This is a genomic window from Pseudocitrobacter sp. CD920760 (assembly GCF_057782505.1).
Window position 1 is genome coordinate 4,764,490 of the sequence record NZ_CM173490.1, and the last position, 16,315, is coordinate 4,780,804.

Annotated in this window: 16 protein-coding genes; 9 read left to right on the forward strand and 7 right to left on the reverse strand. The window is 55.3% G+C overall.

Translation table 11 applies throughout. The features are described 5' to 3' along the window. Positions 1–104 precede the first annotated feature (104 nt). From AC1MKH_RS22510 to AC1MKH_RS22520, 3 genes are read left to right on the forward strand one after another with little or no spacing between them, the layout of a single operon-like run. Positions 105–1,127 (forward strand): hydrolase, encoded by a 1,023-nt coding sequence (locus AC1MKH_RS22510; RefSeq protein WP_276218671.1) that lies wholly within the window; start codon positions 105–107, stop codon positions 1,125–1,127. Next, positions 1,124–1,342, forward strand: coding sequence for a YheU family protein (locus tag AC1MKH_RS22515; RefSeq protein WP_015962712.1), 219 nt, complete (start codon positions 1,124–1,126; stop codon positions 1,340–1,342). The genes AC1MKH_RS22510 and AC1MKH_RS22515 overlap by 4 nt, the downstream gene beginning before the upstream one ends. A gap of 26 nt (positions 1,343–1,368) precedes the next feature. Beyond that, positions 1,369–2,238 carry a phosphoribulokinase gene (locus AC1MKH_RS22520; RefSeq protein WP_015962711.1) on the forward strand — a complete coding sequence of 290 codons (870 nt, stop codon included), beginning with the start codon at positions 1,369–1,371 and terminating at the stop codon, positions 2,236–2,238. 131 nt (positions 2,239–2,369) lie between these two features. Here the strand turns inward: AC1MKH_RS22520 and AC1MKH_RS22525 are convergent, their stop codons facing one another. Then, on the reverse strand, positions 2,370–2,774 hold the full coding sequence (locus AC1MKH_RS22525) for an OsmC family protein (RefSeq protein ID WP_253898969.1): 405 nt from the start codon (positions 2,772–2,774) through the stop codon (positions 2,370–2,372). Between the two features lie 302 nt (positions 2,775–3,076). Here AC1MKH_RS22525 and crp point away from each other — a divergent pair, with 302 nt between their 5' ends. Together crp and AC1MKH_RS22535 are read left to right on the forward strand one after the other, a co-directional pair. Further along, the gene (crp, locus tag AC1MKH_RS22530) at positions 3,077–3,709 is read left to right on the forward strand and encodes a cAMP-activated global transcriptional regulator CRP (RefSeq protein ID WP_000242758.1); all 633 of its coding nucleotides are present in this window, start codon (positions 3,077–3,079) and stop codon (positions 3,707–3,709) included. A gap of 48 nt (positions 3,710–3,757) precedes the next feature. Further along, entirely contained in the window at positions 3,758–5,833 is a 2,076-nt protein-coding gene (locus AC1MKH_RS22535) for a YccS/YhfK family putative transporter (RefSeq protein WP_276219317.1), read from the forward strand. On the opposite strand, the gene argD is transcribed toward AC1MKH_RS22535, so the two are convergent. Beyond that, on the reverse strand, positions 5,826–7,043 hold the full coding sequence (argD, locus tag AC1MKH_RS22540; protein WP_276218682.1) for a bifunctional acetylornithine/succinyldiaminopimelate transaminase: 1,218 nt from the start codon (positions 7,041–7,043) through the stop codon (positions 5,826–5,828). The genes AC1MKH_RS22535 and argD overlap by 8 nt on opposite strands. 178 nt (positions 7,044–7,221) lie before the next feature. Here argD and AC1MKH_RS22545 point away from each other — a divergent pair, with 178 nt between their 5' ends. Next, positions 7,222–8,322 (forward strand): DUF3829 domain-containing protein, encoded by a 1,101-nt coding sequence (locus AC1MKH_RS22545; protein ID WP_276218684.1) that lies wholly within the window; start codon positions 7,222–7,224, stop codon positions 8,320–8,322. Positions 8,323–8,337: 15 nt separating this feature from the next. Here the strand turns inward: AC1MKH_RS22545 and pabA are convergent, their stop codons facing one another. The 4 genes from pabA to ppiA form a co-directional block, all read right to left on the reverse strand. Beyond that, positions 8,338–8,901: an aminodeoxychorismate synthase component 2 gene (gene pabA / locus AC1MKH_RS22550; protein ID WP_276218686.1), complete on the reverse strand. Its 564-nt coding sequence runs from the start codon at positions 8,899–8,901 to the stop codon at positions 8,338–8,340. 39 nt (positions 8,902–8,940) lie between these two features. Then, entirely contained in the window at positions 8,941–9,534 is a 594-nt protein-coding gene (locus AC1MKH_RS22555) for a putative adenosine monophosphate-protein transferase Fic (protein ID WP_276218688.1), read from the reverse strand. Beyond that, positions 9,524–9,691, reverse strand: coding sequence for a YhfG family protein (locus tag AC1MKH_RS22560; protein WP_149464167.1), 168 nt, complete (start codon positions 9,689–9,691; stop codon positions 9,524–9,526). Before AC1MKH_RS22560 ends, AC1MKH_RS22555 begins: the two co-directional genes overlap by 11 nt. 105 nt (positions 9,692–9,796) lie before the next feature. Then, the gene (gene ppiA / locus AC1MKH_RS22565; protein WP_015962704.1) at positions 9,797–10,369 is read right to left on the reverse strand and encodes a peptidylprolyl isomerase A; all 573 of its coding nucleotides are present in this window, start codon (positions 10,367–10,369) and stop codon (positions 9,797–9,799) included. Between the two features lie 279 nt (positions 10,370–10,648). Between ppiA and tsgA the strand changes: the two genes are divergently transcribed. Then, positions 10,649–11,827 (forward strand): MFS transporter TsgA, encoded by a 1,179-nt coding sequence (tsgA, locus tag AC1MKH_RS22570; protein ID WP_276218693.1) that lies wholly within the window; start codon positions 10,649–10,651, stop codon positions 11,825–11,827. A gap of 102 nt (positions 11,828–11,929) precedes the next feature. Here tsgA and AC1MKH_RS22575 read toward each other — a convergent pair whose 3' ends face one another. Then, positions 11,930–13,210, reverse strand: coding sequence for a cytosine deaminase (locus tag AC1MKH_RS22575; protein ID WP_276218695.1), 1,281 nt, complete (start codon positions 13,208–13,210; stop codon positions 11,930–11,932). A 238-nt stretch (positions 13,211–13,448) separates the two neighbouring features. Here AC1MKH_RS22575 and nirB point away from each other — a divergent pair, with 238 nt between their 5' ends. Beyond that, positions 13,449–15,992 (forward strand): nitrite reductase large subunit NirB, encoded by a 2,544-nt coding sequence (nirB, locus tag AC1MKH_RS22580; RefSeq protein WP_276218697.1) that lies wholly within the window; start codon positions 13,449–13,451, stop codon positions 15,990–15,992. Beyond that, positions 15,989–16,315 carry a nitrite reductase small subunit NirD gene (gene nirD, locus AC1MKH_RS22585; protein WP_276218699.1) on the forward strand — a complete coding sequence of 109 codons (327 nt, stop codon included), beginning with the start codon at positions 15,989–15,991 and terminating at the stop codon, positions 16,313–16,315. Before nirB ends, nirD begins: the two co-directional genes overlap by 4 nt.

Below are 16,315 nucleotides of genomic sequence, written 5' to 3' on the forward strand. Positions count from 1 at the left end.
AACTCAAAAAGGGGTAAAAGAGGCTACCACCGCCCATTTTCTTAAACACAATCAAAAAGTGACGGTATAGTAGTCAGCAGATTAAAAGAGAACATCGCAACGTTATGGCCCAAATTACTCCCGCAGAGTTTGCTGTCCCGCAGGACGACTCCTCATCATTTCGCCCGATGCCCGGCGTCAGCAACCCGCACCTGCAAACCATGCTGCCGAGGCTCATCCGCCGTCGGCTACACTTTACGCCGCACTGGCAGCGCCTCGATTTACCGGACGGCGACTTTCTGGATATCGCCTGGAGCGAAGACCCAATGCAGGCGAAGCACAAGCCGCGTCTGGTCGTATTCCACGGTCTGGAAGGCAGCCTGCACAGCCCCTATGCGCACGGTCTGATTCAGGCGGCGAAGGAACGCGGCTGGCTCGGCGTGGTAATGCACTTTCGCGGCTGCAGCGGCGAACCAAATCGCCTTAACCGTATTTATCACTCTGGTGAAACAGAAGACGGCACCTGGTTTTTAAACTGGCTGAAGCAGGAACTGGGCGATGCGCCCACGGCGGCGGTCGGTTATTCACTCGGCGGCAACATGCTCGCCTGCCTGCTGGCGAAAGAAGGCCCTACGGTTCCGCTGGATGCTGCGGTGATTGTCTCCGCGCCATTTGTGCTGGAAGCCTGTAGCTATCATATGGAAAAGGGCTTTTCGCGGGTGTATCAGCGCTATTTGCTGAACCTGTTAAAAGGCAACGCCTCGCGCAAACTGGCGGCGTATCCCGGCACGCTGCCGGTCGATTTGCGCCAGTTGAAGCGCGTGCGCAAAATCCGTGAATTTGATGACCTGATTACTGCCAAAATTCACGGTTTCGCCGACGCTATCGACTATTATCGTCAATGTAGCGCCATGCCGTTGCTCAATCAGATAGCCATTCCGACGCTGATTATTCATGCGAAAGACGATCCGTTTATGGATCACCACGTTATCCCCGACGCCGACGCCCTCCCCGCCTGCGTCGAATACCAGTTAACGGAACATGGCGGTCACGTCGGCTTTATCGGCGGCACCTTCCGCCGCCCGCAAATGTGGCTGGAGCGACGTATTCCCGACTGGCTGATGCCGTGGCTTGGAGGTGAAAAATGATCATTCCGTGGCAAGACATCGACGCTGAAACGCTCGATAACCTGATTGAAAGCTTTGTGTTGCGTGAAGGCACCGATTATGGTGAATATGAACGTTCACTTGCGCAAAAGGTCGCCGACGTAAAACAGCAACTACAACGCGGCGAAGCGGTACTGGTGTGGTCGGAACTTCATGAAACCGTCAACATTATGCCCCGCAGCCAGTTTCGCGGTTAATCTTACCGACTCGGGAGTTGTTCGCTATGTCTGCCAAACATCCGGTTATCGCCGTCACGGGTTCCAGCGGGGCGGGAACCACCACCACCAGCCTCGCGTTCCGCAAGATTTTCGCCCAACTCAAACTCCATGCCGCAGAGGTGGAAGGCGACAGCTTTCATCGCTACACGCGTCCGGAAATGGACTTAGCTATTCGTAAGGCGCGCGATATGGGGCGTCATATCAGCTACTTCGGGCCGGATGCCAACGACTTCAGCCTGCTGGAACAAACGTTCCGCGAGTACGGGCACAGCGGCACCGGACAGTCGCGAAAATATCTGCATACCTATGATGAAGCGGTGCCGTGGAATCAGGTGCCGGGAACCTTTACCCCGTGGCAACCGCTGCCTGAGCCGACCGACGTGCTGTTCTATGAAGGGCTGCACGGCGGCGTGGTCACGCCGCATCATGATGTGGCAAAGCATGTCGATTTACTGGTGGGTGTGGTGCCAATCGTAAACCTGGAGTGGATCCAGAAGATGATCCGCGACACCAGCGAGCGGGGTCACTCCCGCGAGGCGGTGATGGATTCCGTGGTCCGTTCGATGGAAGATTACATCAACTACATCACCCCGCAGTTCTCGCGCACGCATCTCAACTTCCAGCGTGTGCCAACGGTCGATACCTCCGATCCCTTCGCCGCCAAAGGCATTCCGTCGCTGGATGAGAGCTTTGTGGTGATCCACTTCCGCAATCTCGATAATATCGATTTCCCGTGGCTGCTGGCGATGTTGCAGGGCTCGTTTATCTCGCATATGAATACGCTGGTAGTGCCCGGCGGCAAGATGGGGCTGGCGATGGAATTGATCATGACGCCGCTGGTGCAGCGGTTGATGGAAGGGAAGAAGATTGGGTGAAGGGTGCAGGCTGGGCCCCTCACCCCGGCCCTCTCCCGCAGGGAGAGGGAGAAAATCAGCGCAGAACCTGAACACCGCACGGTCAGTCCCCTCTCCCTGCGGGAGAGGGTTAGGGTGAGGGGTGTCTCAACTTACCCCTCCACCACCTCATAAGAATGGGTAATGTTCACCGCTTTGCCCAGCATCAGCGCCACTGAACAATATTTCTCAGCGGACAAGTCCACCGCACGGGACACCGCCGCATCTTTCAGCTCTTTGCCGGTCACAATGAAGTGCAGATTAATGTGCGTGAATAGACGTGGCGCTTCTTCGCGGCGTTCAGACGTCAGTTTAACTTCACAATCGGTCACGTCGTAACGGCCCTTTTGCAGAATAGACACCACGTCGATGGCGCTACAGCCGCCCGCTGCCATCAGCACGATTTCCATCGGGCTTGGCGCTTTATCACCTGAGTTGCCATCCATCAAAATCTGGTGCCCGGAAGCCGACTCACCCAGGAAGGTTAACCCTTCAACCCATTTCACACGCGCTTGCATAATTGTCACTCCAGAGTTGCAAATTTATTGTCAGATTACGCGCACATAACAAATCTCGCAACGGAAGTAGACCTGGGTCATGCTGAAGCGAGACACCAGGAGACACACGGCAAAAGCTATGCTAAAACAGTCGGGATGCTACAGAGATACATAAACGTACTGCATGTATGCAGAGGACATCACATACTGGTCGCGACAATCTTTGACGACCAACTTCCCAGGTAGAGGGAAGGATATTATTTCAACCAGTGGCTGCCTGATTTATGCCGCTGGCGATAGCTTATAACAGAGGATAACCGCGCATGGTGCTTGGCAAACCGCAAACAGACCCGACTCTCGAATGGTTCTTGTCTCATTGCCACATTCATAAGTACCCATCGAAGAGCACGCTGATTCACCAGGGTGAAAAAGCGGAAACGCTGTACTACATCGTTAAAGGCTCCGTGGCAGTACTCATCAAGGATGAGGAAGGCAAAGAGATGATCCTTTCCTACCTCAACCAGGGCGATTTCATCGGTGAACTGGGCCTGTTTGAAGAAGGCCAGGAACGTAGCGCCTGGGTTCGGGCGAAAACCGCCTGTGAAGTGGCTGAAATCTCCTATAAGAAATTCCGTCAGCTCATCCAGGTTAACCCGGATATCCTGATGCGTCTCTCGTCTCAGATGGCGCGCCGTCTGCAGGTCACCTCTGAGAAAGTGGGCAACCTGGCGTTCCTCGACGTTACCGGTCGTATCGCGCAGACGCTGCTGAATCTGGCAAAACAGCCGGATGCTATGACCCACCCGGACGGTATGCAGATCAAAATCACCCGTCAGGAAATCGGTCAGATCGTCGGCTGCTCTCGTGAAACCGTGGGTCGTATCCTGAAGATGCTGGAAGATCAGAACCTGATCTCCGCACACGGTAAAACGATCGTCGTTTACGGCACGCGTTAATCCCGTCTGACGGCGTATTGTTCGCGCAATACGCCGTTTTTGTCTCGTATGTGGCGCAGGCTGATTTACCATCCGGAAGTCAACTATGCACTGCGGCAAACGCTGGTGTTATGTTTGCCGGTCGCCGTCGGCCTGATTCTTGGCCAGCTTCAACACGGCTTACTGTTCTCTTTAGTGCCTGCCTGCTGCAACATCGCCGGGCTGGATACTCCCCATAAACGTTTCTTCAAACGCCTGATTATCGGTGGGTCGCTGTTCGCCGGTTGCAGCCTGATTGTGCAACTGCTGTTGGCCGATGATATCCCGCTGCCGTTTATTCTCACCGGTCTGGCGATGGTGCTGGGCGTTACCGCCGAAATCAGCGCCCTGCACGGGCGATTGCTTCCGGCCTCGCTAATTGCCGCGATTTTTACCCTGAGCCTGGCGGGCAATATGCCCATCTGGGAACCGTTACTGATCTACGCGCTCGGCACGCTGTGGTACGGGTTGTTCAACTGGTTTTGGTTCTGGCTGTGGCGTGAACAACCGCTACGCGAGTCGTTAAGCCTGCTTTACCGCCAACTGGCGGAGTACTGCGAAGCCAAATATAGCCTGCTGACGCAACATACCGACCCCAATACCGCCCTGCCGCCGTTGCTTAATCGTCAGCAGAAAGTGGTCGATCTGATTTCCCAGTGCTATCAGCAGATGCACATGCTGGCGGCCAATCAGCACAATGATTACAAGCGCCTGCTGCGCGCCTTCCAGATGGGGCTGGATTTGCAGGAGCACATTTCGGTGAGTCTGCACCAGCCGGAAGAGGTGCAAAAACTGGTCGAGCGCAGCCACGCCGAAGCGGTGATTCGCTGGAACGCGCAAACCGTCGCCGCGCGCCTGCGGGTCATGGCCGATGATATTCTCTATCACCGCTTCCCGACGCGCTTCAACATGGATAAGCAAATTGGCGCGCTGGAGAAAATTGCCCGCCAGCATCCCGATAACCCGGTTGGGCAATTCTGCGCCTGGCACTTCAGCCGCATCGCCAAAGTGTTGCGTTCGCAGCGTCCGCTTTATCCGCGTAATCTGATGGCTGATAAAGAGCGCCGTCTGCCGCTGTTCCCGGCGCTGAAAAGCTATCTGTCGCTGAAATCGCCCGCGCTGCGTAATGCCGCACGTTTAAGCGTGATGCTGAGCATCGCCAGCCTGATGGGCGCAGCGCTGCATCTGCCAAAACCCTACTGGATCTTAATGACCGTGCTGTTGGTGACGCAAAACGGTTACGGCGCGACGCGCGTGCGTATCTTCCACCGTGCGGCGGGCACCCTGGCGGGGCTGGTGATTGCCGCCGCCACACTGCATTATCACTTCCCGGAAGGGTTTGCGCTGGCCGCGATGCTGGTGATCACCCTGATAAGCTATCTGATCATTCGTAAAAGCTACGGCTGGGCGACGGTGGGTTTCACCATTACGGCGGTATATACCCTGCAATTGCTGACGCTCAACGGCGAGCAGTTTATCGTCGCGCGTTTCGCCGACACCATTATTGGCTGCCTGATTGCCTTCGGCGGCATGCTGTGGCTGTGGCCGCAGTGGCAAAGCGGCCTGCTGCGGAAAAATGCGCACTCTGCGCTGGAAGCGGATCAGGAAGCGATCCAGTTAATTTTGAGTGACGACCCTTCCGCGGAAAAACTGGCGTATCAACGTATGCGCGTCAACCAGGCGCATAACGCCTTGTTTAACTCGCTCAATCAGGCGATGCAGGAACCGGGCTTTAATACGCACTATCTGGAAGATATGAAACTGTGGGTGACGCACAGCCAGTTCATCGTCGAACATATCAACGCCATGACCACGCTGGCGCGTGAGCACGACACGCTCTCGCCGGAGCTGATGCAACGTTATCTGGAATCGTGTGAAGTCGCCCTGCAACGCTGCCAGCAACGTCTGGAGTATGATGAATCGGGCAGCAGCGGGGATGTGAACATCATGGAGTCGCCGGATACGCTGTCCCACGGGCCACTCAGCACCATGGAACAGCATCTCCAGCGTATTCTGGGCCATCTCAACACCATGCACACCATTTCATCGGTGGCATGGCGTCAGCGGCCACGGCACGGTATCTGGCTAAACCGCCATATCAACTGACGACTTTCGCCACCGCCTGTGCAAAGCGCGTCATGCCGTCGTCGATGTCTTTTTCTTCCACCACCAGCGATGGCGCGAAACGCATCACGTCTGGCCCGGCGTTCAGCACCATGACACCGGCATCAGCGGCCGCGTAAAGGAATTCACGTGCGCGGCCTTTGTACGGTTCTTTCAGCTCGGCGCCAATCAGCAGGCCCATGCCGCGAATATCGCTGAAGACATCATACTTCGCGTCGATATCCTGCAAATGTTGCACAAAACGCTCGCGTTTGGCATGAACGCCATTCAGCACTTCCGGCGTGTTGATAATATCGAATGCCGCACCCGCCACGGCGCACGCCAGCGGGTTACCACCGTAGGTCGAGCCGTGGGAGCCGACGTGAAATGCGCTGGCGATATCTTCGGTAGTGAGCATGGCGCTAATCGGGAAACCCCCGCCCAATGCTTTCGCGCTGGTGAGGATATCCGGCGTCACGCCATAGTGCATATAGGCGAACAGCGAACCGGTACGGCCCATCCCGCTCTGCACTTCATCAAACACCAACAGCGCCTGATGTTTATCGCACAGGTCACGCAGCCCCTGTAAAAATTCCGGCGTCGCGGCCAGCACGCCGCCTTCGCCCTGAACGGGTTCGACCACAATCGCGCAGGTATGGTCGTCAATCACCGCTTCCACCGCGTGCAAATCGTTAAACGGCACATGGACGATATCCGCCGGTTTTGGGCCAAAGCCATCGGAATATTTCGGCTGACCGCCGACGGAAACCGTAAACAACGAGCGACCATGGAAGGCGTTGTGGAAGGCAATAATCTTACTTTTGTACGGGCTATGACGCGTAGAGGCGTAGTACCGCGCCAGTTTGAACGCGGTTTCGTTGGCTTCAGTACCGGAGTTCATAAACACCACGCGCTCGGCGAAGGTGGCGTCCACCAGCTTCTGCCCCAGACGCAGCGCCGGTTCATTGGTGAATACGTTGCTGGTGTGCCACAGGGTTTCGCCCTGCGATTTCAGCGCCTCAACCAGCGCCGGATGGCAATGCCCCAGCGCCGTCACCGCAATCCCGCCGGCGAAATCGACGTACTCTTTCCCCTGCTGATCCCACACGCGGCTGCCTTTACCTTTTACCGGGATAAACTCCGCCGGTGCATAAATTGGCAGGATCACCTGATCGAATGTCGCGCGGGTAATTGCAGGTTGTTTGGTTGTCATGTCATGCCCTTCTGTGATTATGCAGCAATGATTATGAAATTATAATCACAAAATATGCATAAAAAATCACTCAATGGCAATATGCAATTGCGGAAACACACAATTTTAGCTTTATGTTTTTAGCCGGAAAGTTATGCTACGCAATCGTAACAATGGAAATAATCACTAAGGGAATAGTATGTTTCTAAAACGCATCGCCATTATCTCGTTGTGCATAGGGCTGCTTTGCGGCTGCGATAATGCCAACGATGAAACACCGCCAACGTCTGAGCCTGCGCCTGCGCCTGCGCCTGCGCCTGCGCAAACTGATAGTGTTGATACGCATAACAACGTCGCAATGAAAGCCAATCAGTGGCTGGACATTATCAACAACGATTCCCCCGCCTATCAGTATGACAAAAGCAGTGAGGAAGATGTTGAACTGCCGACGGTTATCGGTCAGCAACTTGTCTGGGCCAAAGAGAGCTACGTTAAAACGGTCAAAGCACAACGGCTCTTCAGGCGCAAAGAACCTGTCACGGAAAGCGAATTCGACATACTGATGTCACAATTTAAGGTGATATCCAGCCCCGAAGAGAGAGAAACGTACCGGCGCATCGGTAAAACCATCTCGGCCACGCAGCCACCATTACCGCAACTGGATCGCGCCGGGCAAACGCTGATCGAGAGCGAAATAACATTGTCCGAGGCGGTTAATGCGCTTGTTGAATATCACACCTCTGGCGCCTATCGGCAGGATCGCCTGAGTAAAGCGCCGGCATTGCATATGGCGCTGGATCAGGCCTGGCAGCAATACCGGCAGGCTTCCCGAGAGGCGAGCACCCTTCGCAATGCGTTGTTCAGCGAAGAGCATGATATTGAACTGGCGTACTATAAAGACTGTGGCCTGACAGGACGACTGGCGGTTGTTGAAAGCGCAGACACTGTGCAGGAGATCGTTGACCGCTTATATACCGTGATTTCTCAGCAGAAAAAGGTCGAACATATTCCCCTGGCCGCATGGCAACAAAAAACAGAACAACTCGAAGGCGAACTGGCGCTGATCAATTCACTGGCAACAGATCCGCGCGCCCTCAGCGACAACGGCCTCGACGAGGCCTATATCAAAGACTATGCAAAGGCACTTGACGCATTCATTATCCACCTCAAACTCACCCTGCAGGGTGTCGGTGAAAGCGTGGAAAAGAACACAACGCTGCTGGACGAGCTGGAACAAAAGCAGATGGCGCTGTTCGGAGTGTATAACCAGCTTATTACCGGCGTCACTTGCGAGATGTAAAAGACGCCTTCATCATCAACGCCGCAGGAAGTTTGCCAGCAGTGCATGCCCTTGTTCGCTGAGAATACTTTCCGGGTGGAACTGCACGCCTTCGAGATCCCACTGGCGATGGCGAATGCCCATGATCTCGCCGCTTTCACTGCGCGCGGTCACTTCGAAGGTTTCCGGTAGCGTATCCGGATCGATCAGCAGGGAATGGTAGCGGGTGACGGTCAGCGGGTTATTCAGCCCCTGAAAAACGCCCTGCCCGTTGTGCGTAATGGGCGAAGTTTTGCCGTGCATCACTTTTTTCGCCCGCACGATGCGCGCGCCAAACGCCTGCGCAATCGCCTGATGCCCCAGGCAGACGCCCAGCAGCGGCGTTTTTCCGGCGTAATGGCGAATGACCTCCAGCGAAATACCCGCGTCATCCGGCGTACAGGGGCCAGGGGAGATAACGATTTTCGCCGGGTTGAGCGCGTCGATTTGCGCGAGGGAGATGTCATCGTTGCGCTTCACGAGCACCTCAGCGCCCAGCTCGCAGAAGTACTGGTAGAGGTTCCAGGTAAAGGAATCGTAGTTATCAATTAGCAGGATCATGGCGGCTCCGGTTACAGCAAACCGGAGCATTCTACCGGGTCAGGCAGCGACTCTCACCACTTTCGTAAACAACGCCAGCAGCGGTTTCAAATCCCCCATCGCCCCCTGCTGGTTGGCGTCGTTCCAGCGTAGCGGTTCAATCTCCCGCCAGTCCAGCGCGTAGCCCGCGTGAATCGCCAGTTGCTCAAAGAAAATGCGCTGCGCCAGGCCGCTGCCAATGCGAAACGGATGCAGAACGTTGATTTCGCAGTAGTACCACGTCAACCGCTCAATAAATGCGTCTTTCTCCAGCCCCGTCAGCCAGTCCTCGTCTTCCAGTTCCTGCATCAGGGCGTTGCCTTCTTTTTCAATGCGCGTGAAATGGCAGAATGGTGTATCGCCGTGGTAGATATTGATTTCCCGATACTTTCCGGCCCAGTCAAACACATCCTGATAGAGCTGATAATGAATGGCGCACAGCCAGGGAAGCCCGCGCACCTGCGGGCCAAGTTCGAGGGTCGCGGCACGCAGAGAGGTAAGCTCCCAGGCGGCCTGCTCAAGGCGGGTGGCTTCGTGGATGCCCAGTTTATTACGCATCACGTTTAAACCGGGGAACAGATAAGGGTCGCGGTCGTTACCGAATTTATCGCTCATAGTGCCCCCGCAGTTGTTCAATGCGTGTCAGCGCGTCTTCGGCGCTCAGGGTGACCAACGGGATATCAACACCTTCCAGGCGGCGACTGGCCTGAAAATTCTCGTTGCGTGTCTTTTCCCAGAGCTGAGCTTTTTGCTTATCGGTGAGTTTTTTCATGCAGCCTCCCTGAACTGTTCCCGTTTGCCACAAGTATAAGCAGCAATTCCAGGTTATGCAGAAAGGCAAAAACGCGCGGACGGCATCGCCCGCGCGAAGACGAATTTACGGCAGGACTTTTGCGGAGAGGATAACAACCGGTTTGGTCGGCACATTCTGGTACGGGCCAACGTTATGGGACTGCACCTGAGAAATTTTATCAGCGACGTCCATCCCTTTGACAACCTTACCAAATACCGCGTAGCCAAAATCACGCTGACCGTGATCGAGGAAGGCATTATCCGCAACGTTGATGAAGAACTGGCTGGTTGCGCTATCTTTATCAGCAGTACGAGCCATCGAGATAGTGCCACGGGTGTTACGCAGGCCGTTGTCCGCTTCGTTTTTGATAGGCGGGTTCGGTTGCTTCTGCTGCATCTGCTCGTTAAAACCACCGCCCTGCACCATGAATCCGGGGATCACGCGGTGGAAAGTGGTGTTGTTATAGAAACCGCTGTTGACGTAGTTCACGAAGTTTTCCACGGAAACCGGCGCTTTCTGGCTGTTCAGCTCCAGCTCAATATTCCCTGCGGAGGTCGTCAGCAGCACATGCGGATCACCGGTTGCAGCCAGGGCCGCCGGGGAGATCGCTGAGAGTGCAAAAACAGCCGTCATGGCCGCCAGAGTTGATTTGAGCATGAGAATTCCTTAACGGGTGCAGTAAAGAAGGCAAGTGGCTTGATTCTAAAGAGGGTTTGCACCCCAGGCCAGACTTTTACTTAAGTTTACTTAGTTGAAACAGATGTAACCAGCGCGGCGCTGAGATCTACGCATTTTTAATGTGACGTAAGTCACGTTAGACAGTGCAATAGATAACATTGATGCAATAAAACTAGGAATGCATCACTTTAATGAATAAAATCTGCGCACCCGGCGGGGTGTCAACGCGTTTTACGTTTCTATTCATACAGGCCAGTCATGACTAACAGCAACCGTATCAAGCTCACATGGATCAGCTTCTTCTCCTACGCCCTTACCGGTGCGTTGGTGATTGTCACCGGGATGGTGATGGGAAATATCGCCGATTACTTTAATCTGCCCGTTTCCAGCATGAGTAACACCTTCACCTTCCTGAACGCCGGGATCCTGATTTCTATCTTCCTGAACGCGTGGCTGATGGAAATCGTGCCGCTGAAAACGCAGCTCCGCTTTGGCTTTGTGCTGATGGTGCTGGCGGTTGCCGGTCTGATGACTACGCACAGTCTGGCGCTGTTCTCTGCCGCGATGTTCGTACTCGGTCTGGTCAGCGGGATCACCATGTCCATCGGTACGTTCCTGATCACCCACATGTATGAAGGCCGCCAGCGCGGCGCGCGTCTGCTGTTCACCGACTCCTTCTTCAGCATGGCCGGGATGATCTTCCCGATGGTCGCTGCGGTTCTGCTGGCACGCAGCATCGAGTGGTACTGGGTGTATGCCTGCATTGGTCTGGTCTACGTGGCTATCTTTATTCTGACCTTCGGCTGCGACTTCCCGGTTCTCGGCAAAAAAACCGCGCCCGATGCACAGCCTGTGGTGAAAGAAAAATGGGGTATCGGCGTGCTGTTCCTGTCGATTGCCGCACTGTGCTACATCCTTGGTCAGCTCGGGTTTATCTCCTGGGTGCCGGAATACGCCAAAGGCCTGGGCATGAGCCTGAACGACGCGGGTAAACTGGTCAGCGATTTCTGGATGTCATATATGTTCGGTATGTGGGCATTCAGCTTCATTCTGCGCTTCTTCGATCTGCAACGTATTCTGACCGTGCTGGCAGGCCTGGCGACCGTGCTGATGTACTTCTTCATTCACGGCGAGCCTCAGCATCTGGCGTGGTTTATTCTGACACTGGGCTTCTTCTCCAGCGCGATTTACACCTCAATCATTACGCTGGGCTCGCTGCAAACCAAAGTGGCCTCGCCGAAACTGGTTAACTTCGTTCTGACCTGCGGCACTATCGGCACCATGCTGACCTTCGTGGTCACCGGCCCGATTGTGGCTCACAGTGGCCCGCATGCGGCGCTGGTAACTGCTAACGGCCTTTATGCTGTGGTCTTCGTGATGTGTGTGATCCTCGGCTTCGTTAGCCGCCATCGCCAGCACGGCGCGGCGTCTCACTAAGACGATTGTTGTTGTGCCCGGTGGCGCTGGCGCTTACCGGGCCTACAAGGTGTGTCGCGTTGTAGGCCGGATAAGCGAAGCGCCATCCGGCATTTCATCGCCTCAGGCGTTTCGCGCGAAATTCACGCTTTCTCCCCGCACCCAGGTTTTCGCCAGCTGGGTTTCCGCAATCACCGTCCCTTCTCTTATCGACCAGCGTACCGGCACCTGACGGCGTACCGCCTCAAAACCATTCTCCGCCGGTAAAATTATCAGGTTAGCCCTATTCCCCGATGCGATGCCGTAATCCGTCACGCCAAATGTTCGCGCGCTGTGGTGCGTAATCAGCTTCAGCCCGTCGTTGATTTGCTGATACCCCATCAACTGGCAAACGTGCAGCCCCATATGCAGCACCTGCAACATATTCCCGGTGCCGAGCGGATACCACGGGTCGAACACATCATCATGCCCGAAGCAGACGTTAATCTCTGCCGCCAGCATCTCTTTCACGCGGGTGATGCCGCGACGTTTCGGATAATCATCAAAACGCCCCTGAAGATGAATATTCACCAGCGGGTTGGCGACAAAGTTAATGCCCGACATCTTCAGCAAGCGGAACAAACGGGACGTATACGCACCGTTATAGGAGTGCATCGCCGTAGTGTGACTCGCTGTTACCCGCGCGCCAATGCCCTCTTTCAGCGCCAGTGCCGCCACGGTTTCGACAAAGCGCGACTGCTCGTCGTCGATTTCGTCGCAGTGAATATCCAGCGGGCGTCCATACTTCTGCGCCAGGCGAAACGCGATATGCAGCGATTCCACGCCGTACTCGCGGGTAAATTCAAAGTGCGGGATCGCCCCCACCACATCCGCGCCAAGTTTCAGCGCCTCTTCCAGTAACGCTTCCCCGTTGGGGTACGACAGAATCCCCTCCTGCGGGAAGGCCACAATTTGCAGATCAACCCACGGCGCAACTTCCTGCTTCACTTCCAGCATGGCTTTCAGGGCGGTGAGCGATGGGTCGGAGACATCCACATGGGTACGCACGTACTGAATGCCATTCGCCATCTGCCACTTCAGGGTTTTCCACGCTCGTGCTTTCACATCGTCGTGGCTCAGCAGCGCTTTGCGCTCGGCCCAGCGCTCAATACCTTCGAACAGCGTGCCAGACTGATTCCAGTTCGGCTCGCCTGCCGTTTGCGTGGTGTCGAGGTGAATATGCGGTTCGATAAACGGCGGCAGCGCTAAACCGCCCTCAGCGTCGAGAACCTGCGGGTCGTCAGCCTGCACCACCTCTATGGGGGTAATCGCGCCAAACTGGCCATTTTCTATCGCAATTTGCCAACGTCCTTCCTGATTCGGCAAACGCACATTCTGGATTAAGCGAAGCGGTAGCGTTGTCATTCCTTTCCTCTCGTTTTAGTCGCTGTTTTTTTCACCAGCACGAAATGTTCATTTACCACTATTTTGTACACAAAAAGAGCAAGCCGGAAAAGCGTGTCTTTTCCGCAACTTATAAAAATACTGACAAATCAGTAATATACCCATTAAGTGGTAGGTAAAGGTGTATTTGATTTGTATCAATAATCGCCATAGCTGAATCGTTAAGGTAGGCAGTAATAGAAAAGAAATCGAGGCAATAATGAGCAAAGTCAGACTCGCAATTATCGGTAACGGCATGGTCGGCCACCGCTTTATCGAGGATCTTCTCGATAAGTCCGACGCCAGCCTTTACGACATCACCGTGTTCTGTGAAGAACCGCGTAAAGCCTATGACCGCGTGCACCTTTCTTCCTACTTCTCTCATCATACAGCGGAAGAGCTGTCGCTGGTGCGCGAAGGTTACTATGAGAAGCATGGCGTTAAGGCACTGATTGGCGAACGCGCCATCACCATTAACCGTCAGGAAAAGGTGATCCACTCCAGCGCCGGTCGTACCGTTTTTTATGACAAATTGATCATGGCGACGGGTTCATACCCGTGGGTGCCGCCGATCAAGGGTTCTGAAACGCAGGACTGCTTTGTTTATCGTACCATCGAAGATCTTAACGCCATTGAATCCTGCGCGCGTCGCAGCAAACGCGGCGCGGTGGTTGGCGGCGGGCTGCTCGGCCTGGAAGCGGCTGGCGCGCTGAAAAGTTTAGGCGTAGAAACCCACGTGATTGAGTTCGCACCGATGCTGATGGCTGAACAGCTTGATCAGATGGGTGGCGAGCAGTTACGTCGTAAAATTGAAAGCATGGGCGTGCGCGTGCACACCAGCAAAAATACCAAAGAGATCGTTCAGGAAGGCAAAGAAGCGCGTAAAACCATGCGCTTTGCCGACGGCAGCGATTTAGAAGTCGACTTTATCGTCTTCTCTACCGGTATTCGTCCACGCGACAAACTGGCGACCCAGTGCGGTCTGGCCGTCGCGCAGCGCGGCGGTATCGTGATTAATGACACCTGCCAGACCTCCGACCCGGATATCTACGCCATCGGCGAATGTGCCAGCTGGAATAACCGTGTTTACGGCCTGGTTGCCCCTGGCTACAAAATGGCGCAGGTCGCCGTTGACCATATCCTCGGCACGCAGAATGCGTTCCAGGGCGCAGACCTGAGCGCGAAACTGAAGTTGCTGGGCGTTGATGTTGGCGGTATTGGCGATGCGCACGGCCGCACGCCGGGCGCGCGCAGCTACGTTTACCTCGATGAAAGCAAGGAAGTCTACAAACGCCTGATCGTCAGCGAAGACAACAAATACCTGCTCGGCGCAGTGCTGGTGGGCGATACCAGCGACTACGGCAACCTGCTGCAACTGGAGATGAACAAGATTGAGCTGCCGGAAAACCCGGACTCCTTGATTCTTCCTGCACACGCGGGCAGTGGTAAACCGTCTATCGGCGTCGATAAACTGCCGGATAGCGCACAAATCTGTTCCTGCTTCGACGTCACCAAAGGTGACCTCGTCGCGGCGATTAACCGTGGCTGTCACACCGTTGCGGCGCTGAAAGCGGAAACCAAAGCCGGTACTGGCTGCGGCGGTTGTATCCCGCTGGTGACGCAAGTGCTGAACGCGGAACTGTCGAAACAGGGTATCGAAGTTAACAACAACCTCTGTGAACACTTCGCCTTCACCCGCCAGGAGCTGTATCACCTGATCCGCGTGGAAGGCATCAAATCCTTCGACGAACTGCTGCAAAAATACGGGAAAGGCTACGGCTGCGAAGTGTGTAAACCGACCGTCGGTTCGCTGCTGGCCTCCTGCTGGAATGAGTACATTCTCAAACCGGAACATACGCCGTTGCAGGATACTAACGATAACTTCCTGGCGAACATGCAGAAAGACGGGACCTACTCCGTTATTCCGCGCTCTGCGGGCGGAGAAATCACCCCGGAAGGGTTGGTCGCCGTGGGCCGTATCGCGCGTGAATTTAACCTGTACACCAAAATCACCGGTTCCCAGCGTATCGGCCTGTTTGGCGCGCAAAAAGACGACCTGCCGGAAATCTGGCGTCAACTGATTGATGCCGGCTTCGAGACCGGCCACGCGTATGCGAAAGCGCTGCGTATGGCGAAAACCTGCGTGGGCAGCACCTGGTGCCGCTATGGCGTGGGCGATAGCGTGGGCTTCGGCGTTGAGCTGGAAAACCGCTACAAAGGCATCCGTACGCCGCACAAAATGAAATTCGGCGTCTCCGGCTGTACCCGCGAATGTGCGGAAGCGCAGGGTAAAGACGTGGGCATCATCGCCACCGAGAAAGGCTGGAACCTGTATGTCTGCGGTAACGGCGGGATGAAACCGCGTCACGCGGACCTGCTGGCGGCCGATCTTGATCGCGATACGCTGGTGAAATATCTCGACCGCTTCATGATGTTCTACATCCGCACCGCCGATAAGCTGACGCGAACCGCGCCGTGGCTGGATAACCTGGAAGGCGGGATCGACTACCTGCGTGCCGTGATCATCGACGACAAACTGGGCCTGAACGAACATCTGGAATCTGAAATTGCCCGTCTGCGCGCGGCGTTCGCCTGTGAATGGACAGAAACCGTGAACAACCCGGCGGCACAGGTTCGTTTCAAACACTTTATCAATAGCGAGCAGCGTGACCCGAACGTGCAGGTTGTGCCTGAACGTGAACAGCATCGCCCGGCAACGCCGTACGAACGCATCCCGGTCACCATGGTGGAGGAAAACGCATGAGCCAGTGGGTAAACATCTGCAAAATCGACGCTATTTTGCCGGCAACCGGCGTATGCGCCCTGCTGGGCGACCAGCAGGTGGCGATTTTCCGCCCCTACGCTGACGACCAGGTTTTCGCCATCAGCAACATCGACCCGTTCTTTGAGTCCAGCGTGTTATCACGCGGCCTGATTGCAGAACACCAGGGCGATTTATGGGTCGCCAGCCCGCTGAAAAAACAGCGTTTCCGTCTGCGCGATGGGCTGTGTATGGAAGACGAAAATCACTCTGTCGCCCATTTTGAAGCTCGCGTCAAAGACGGCCAGGTGCAGCTTAAAGCCTGA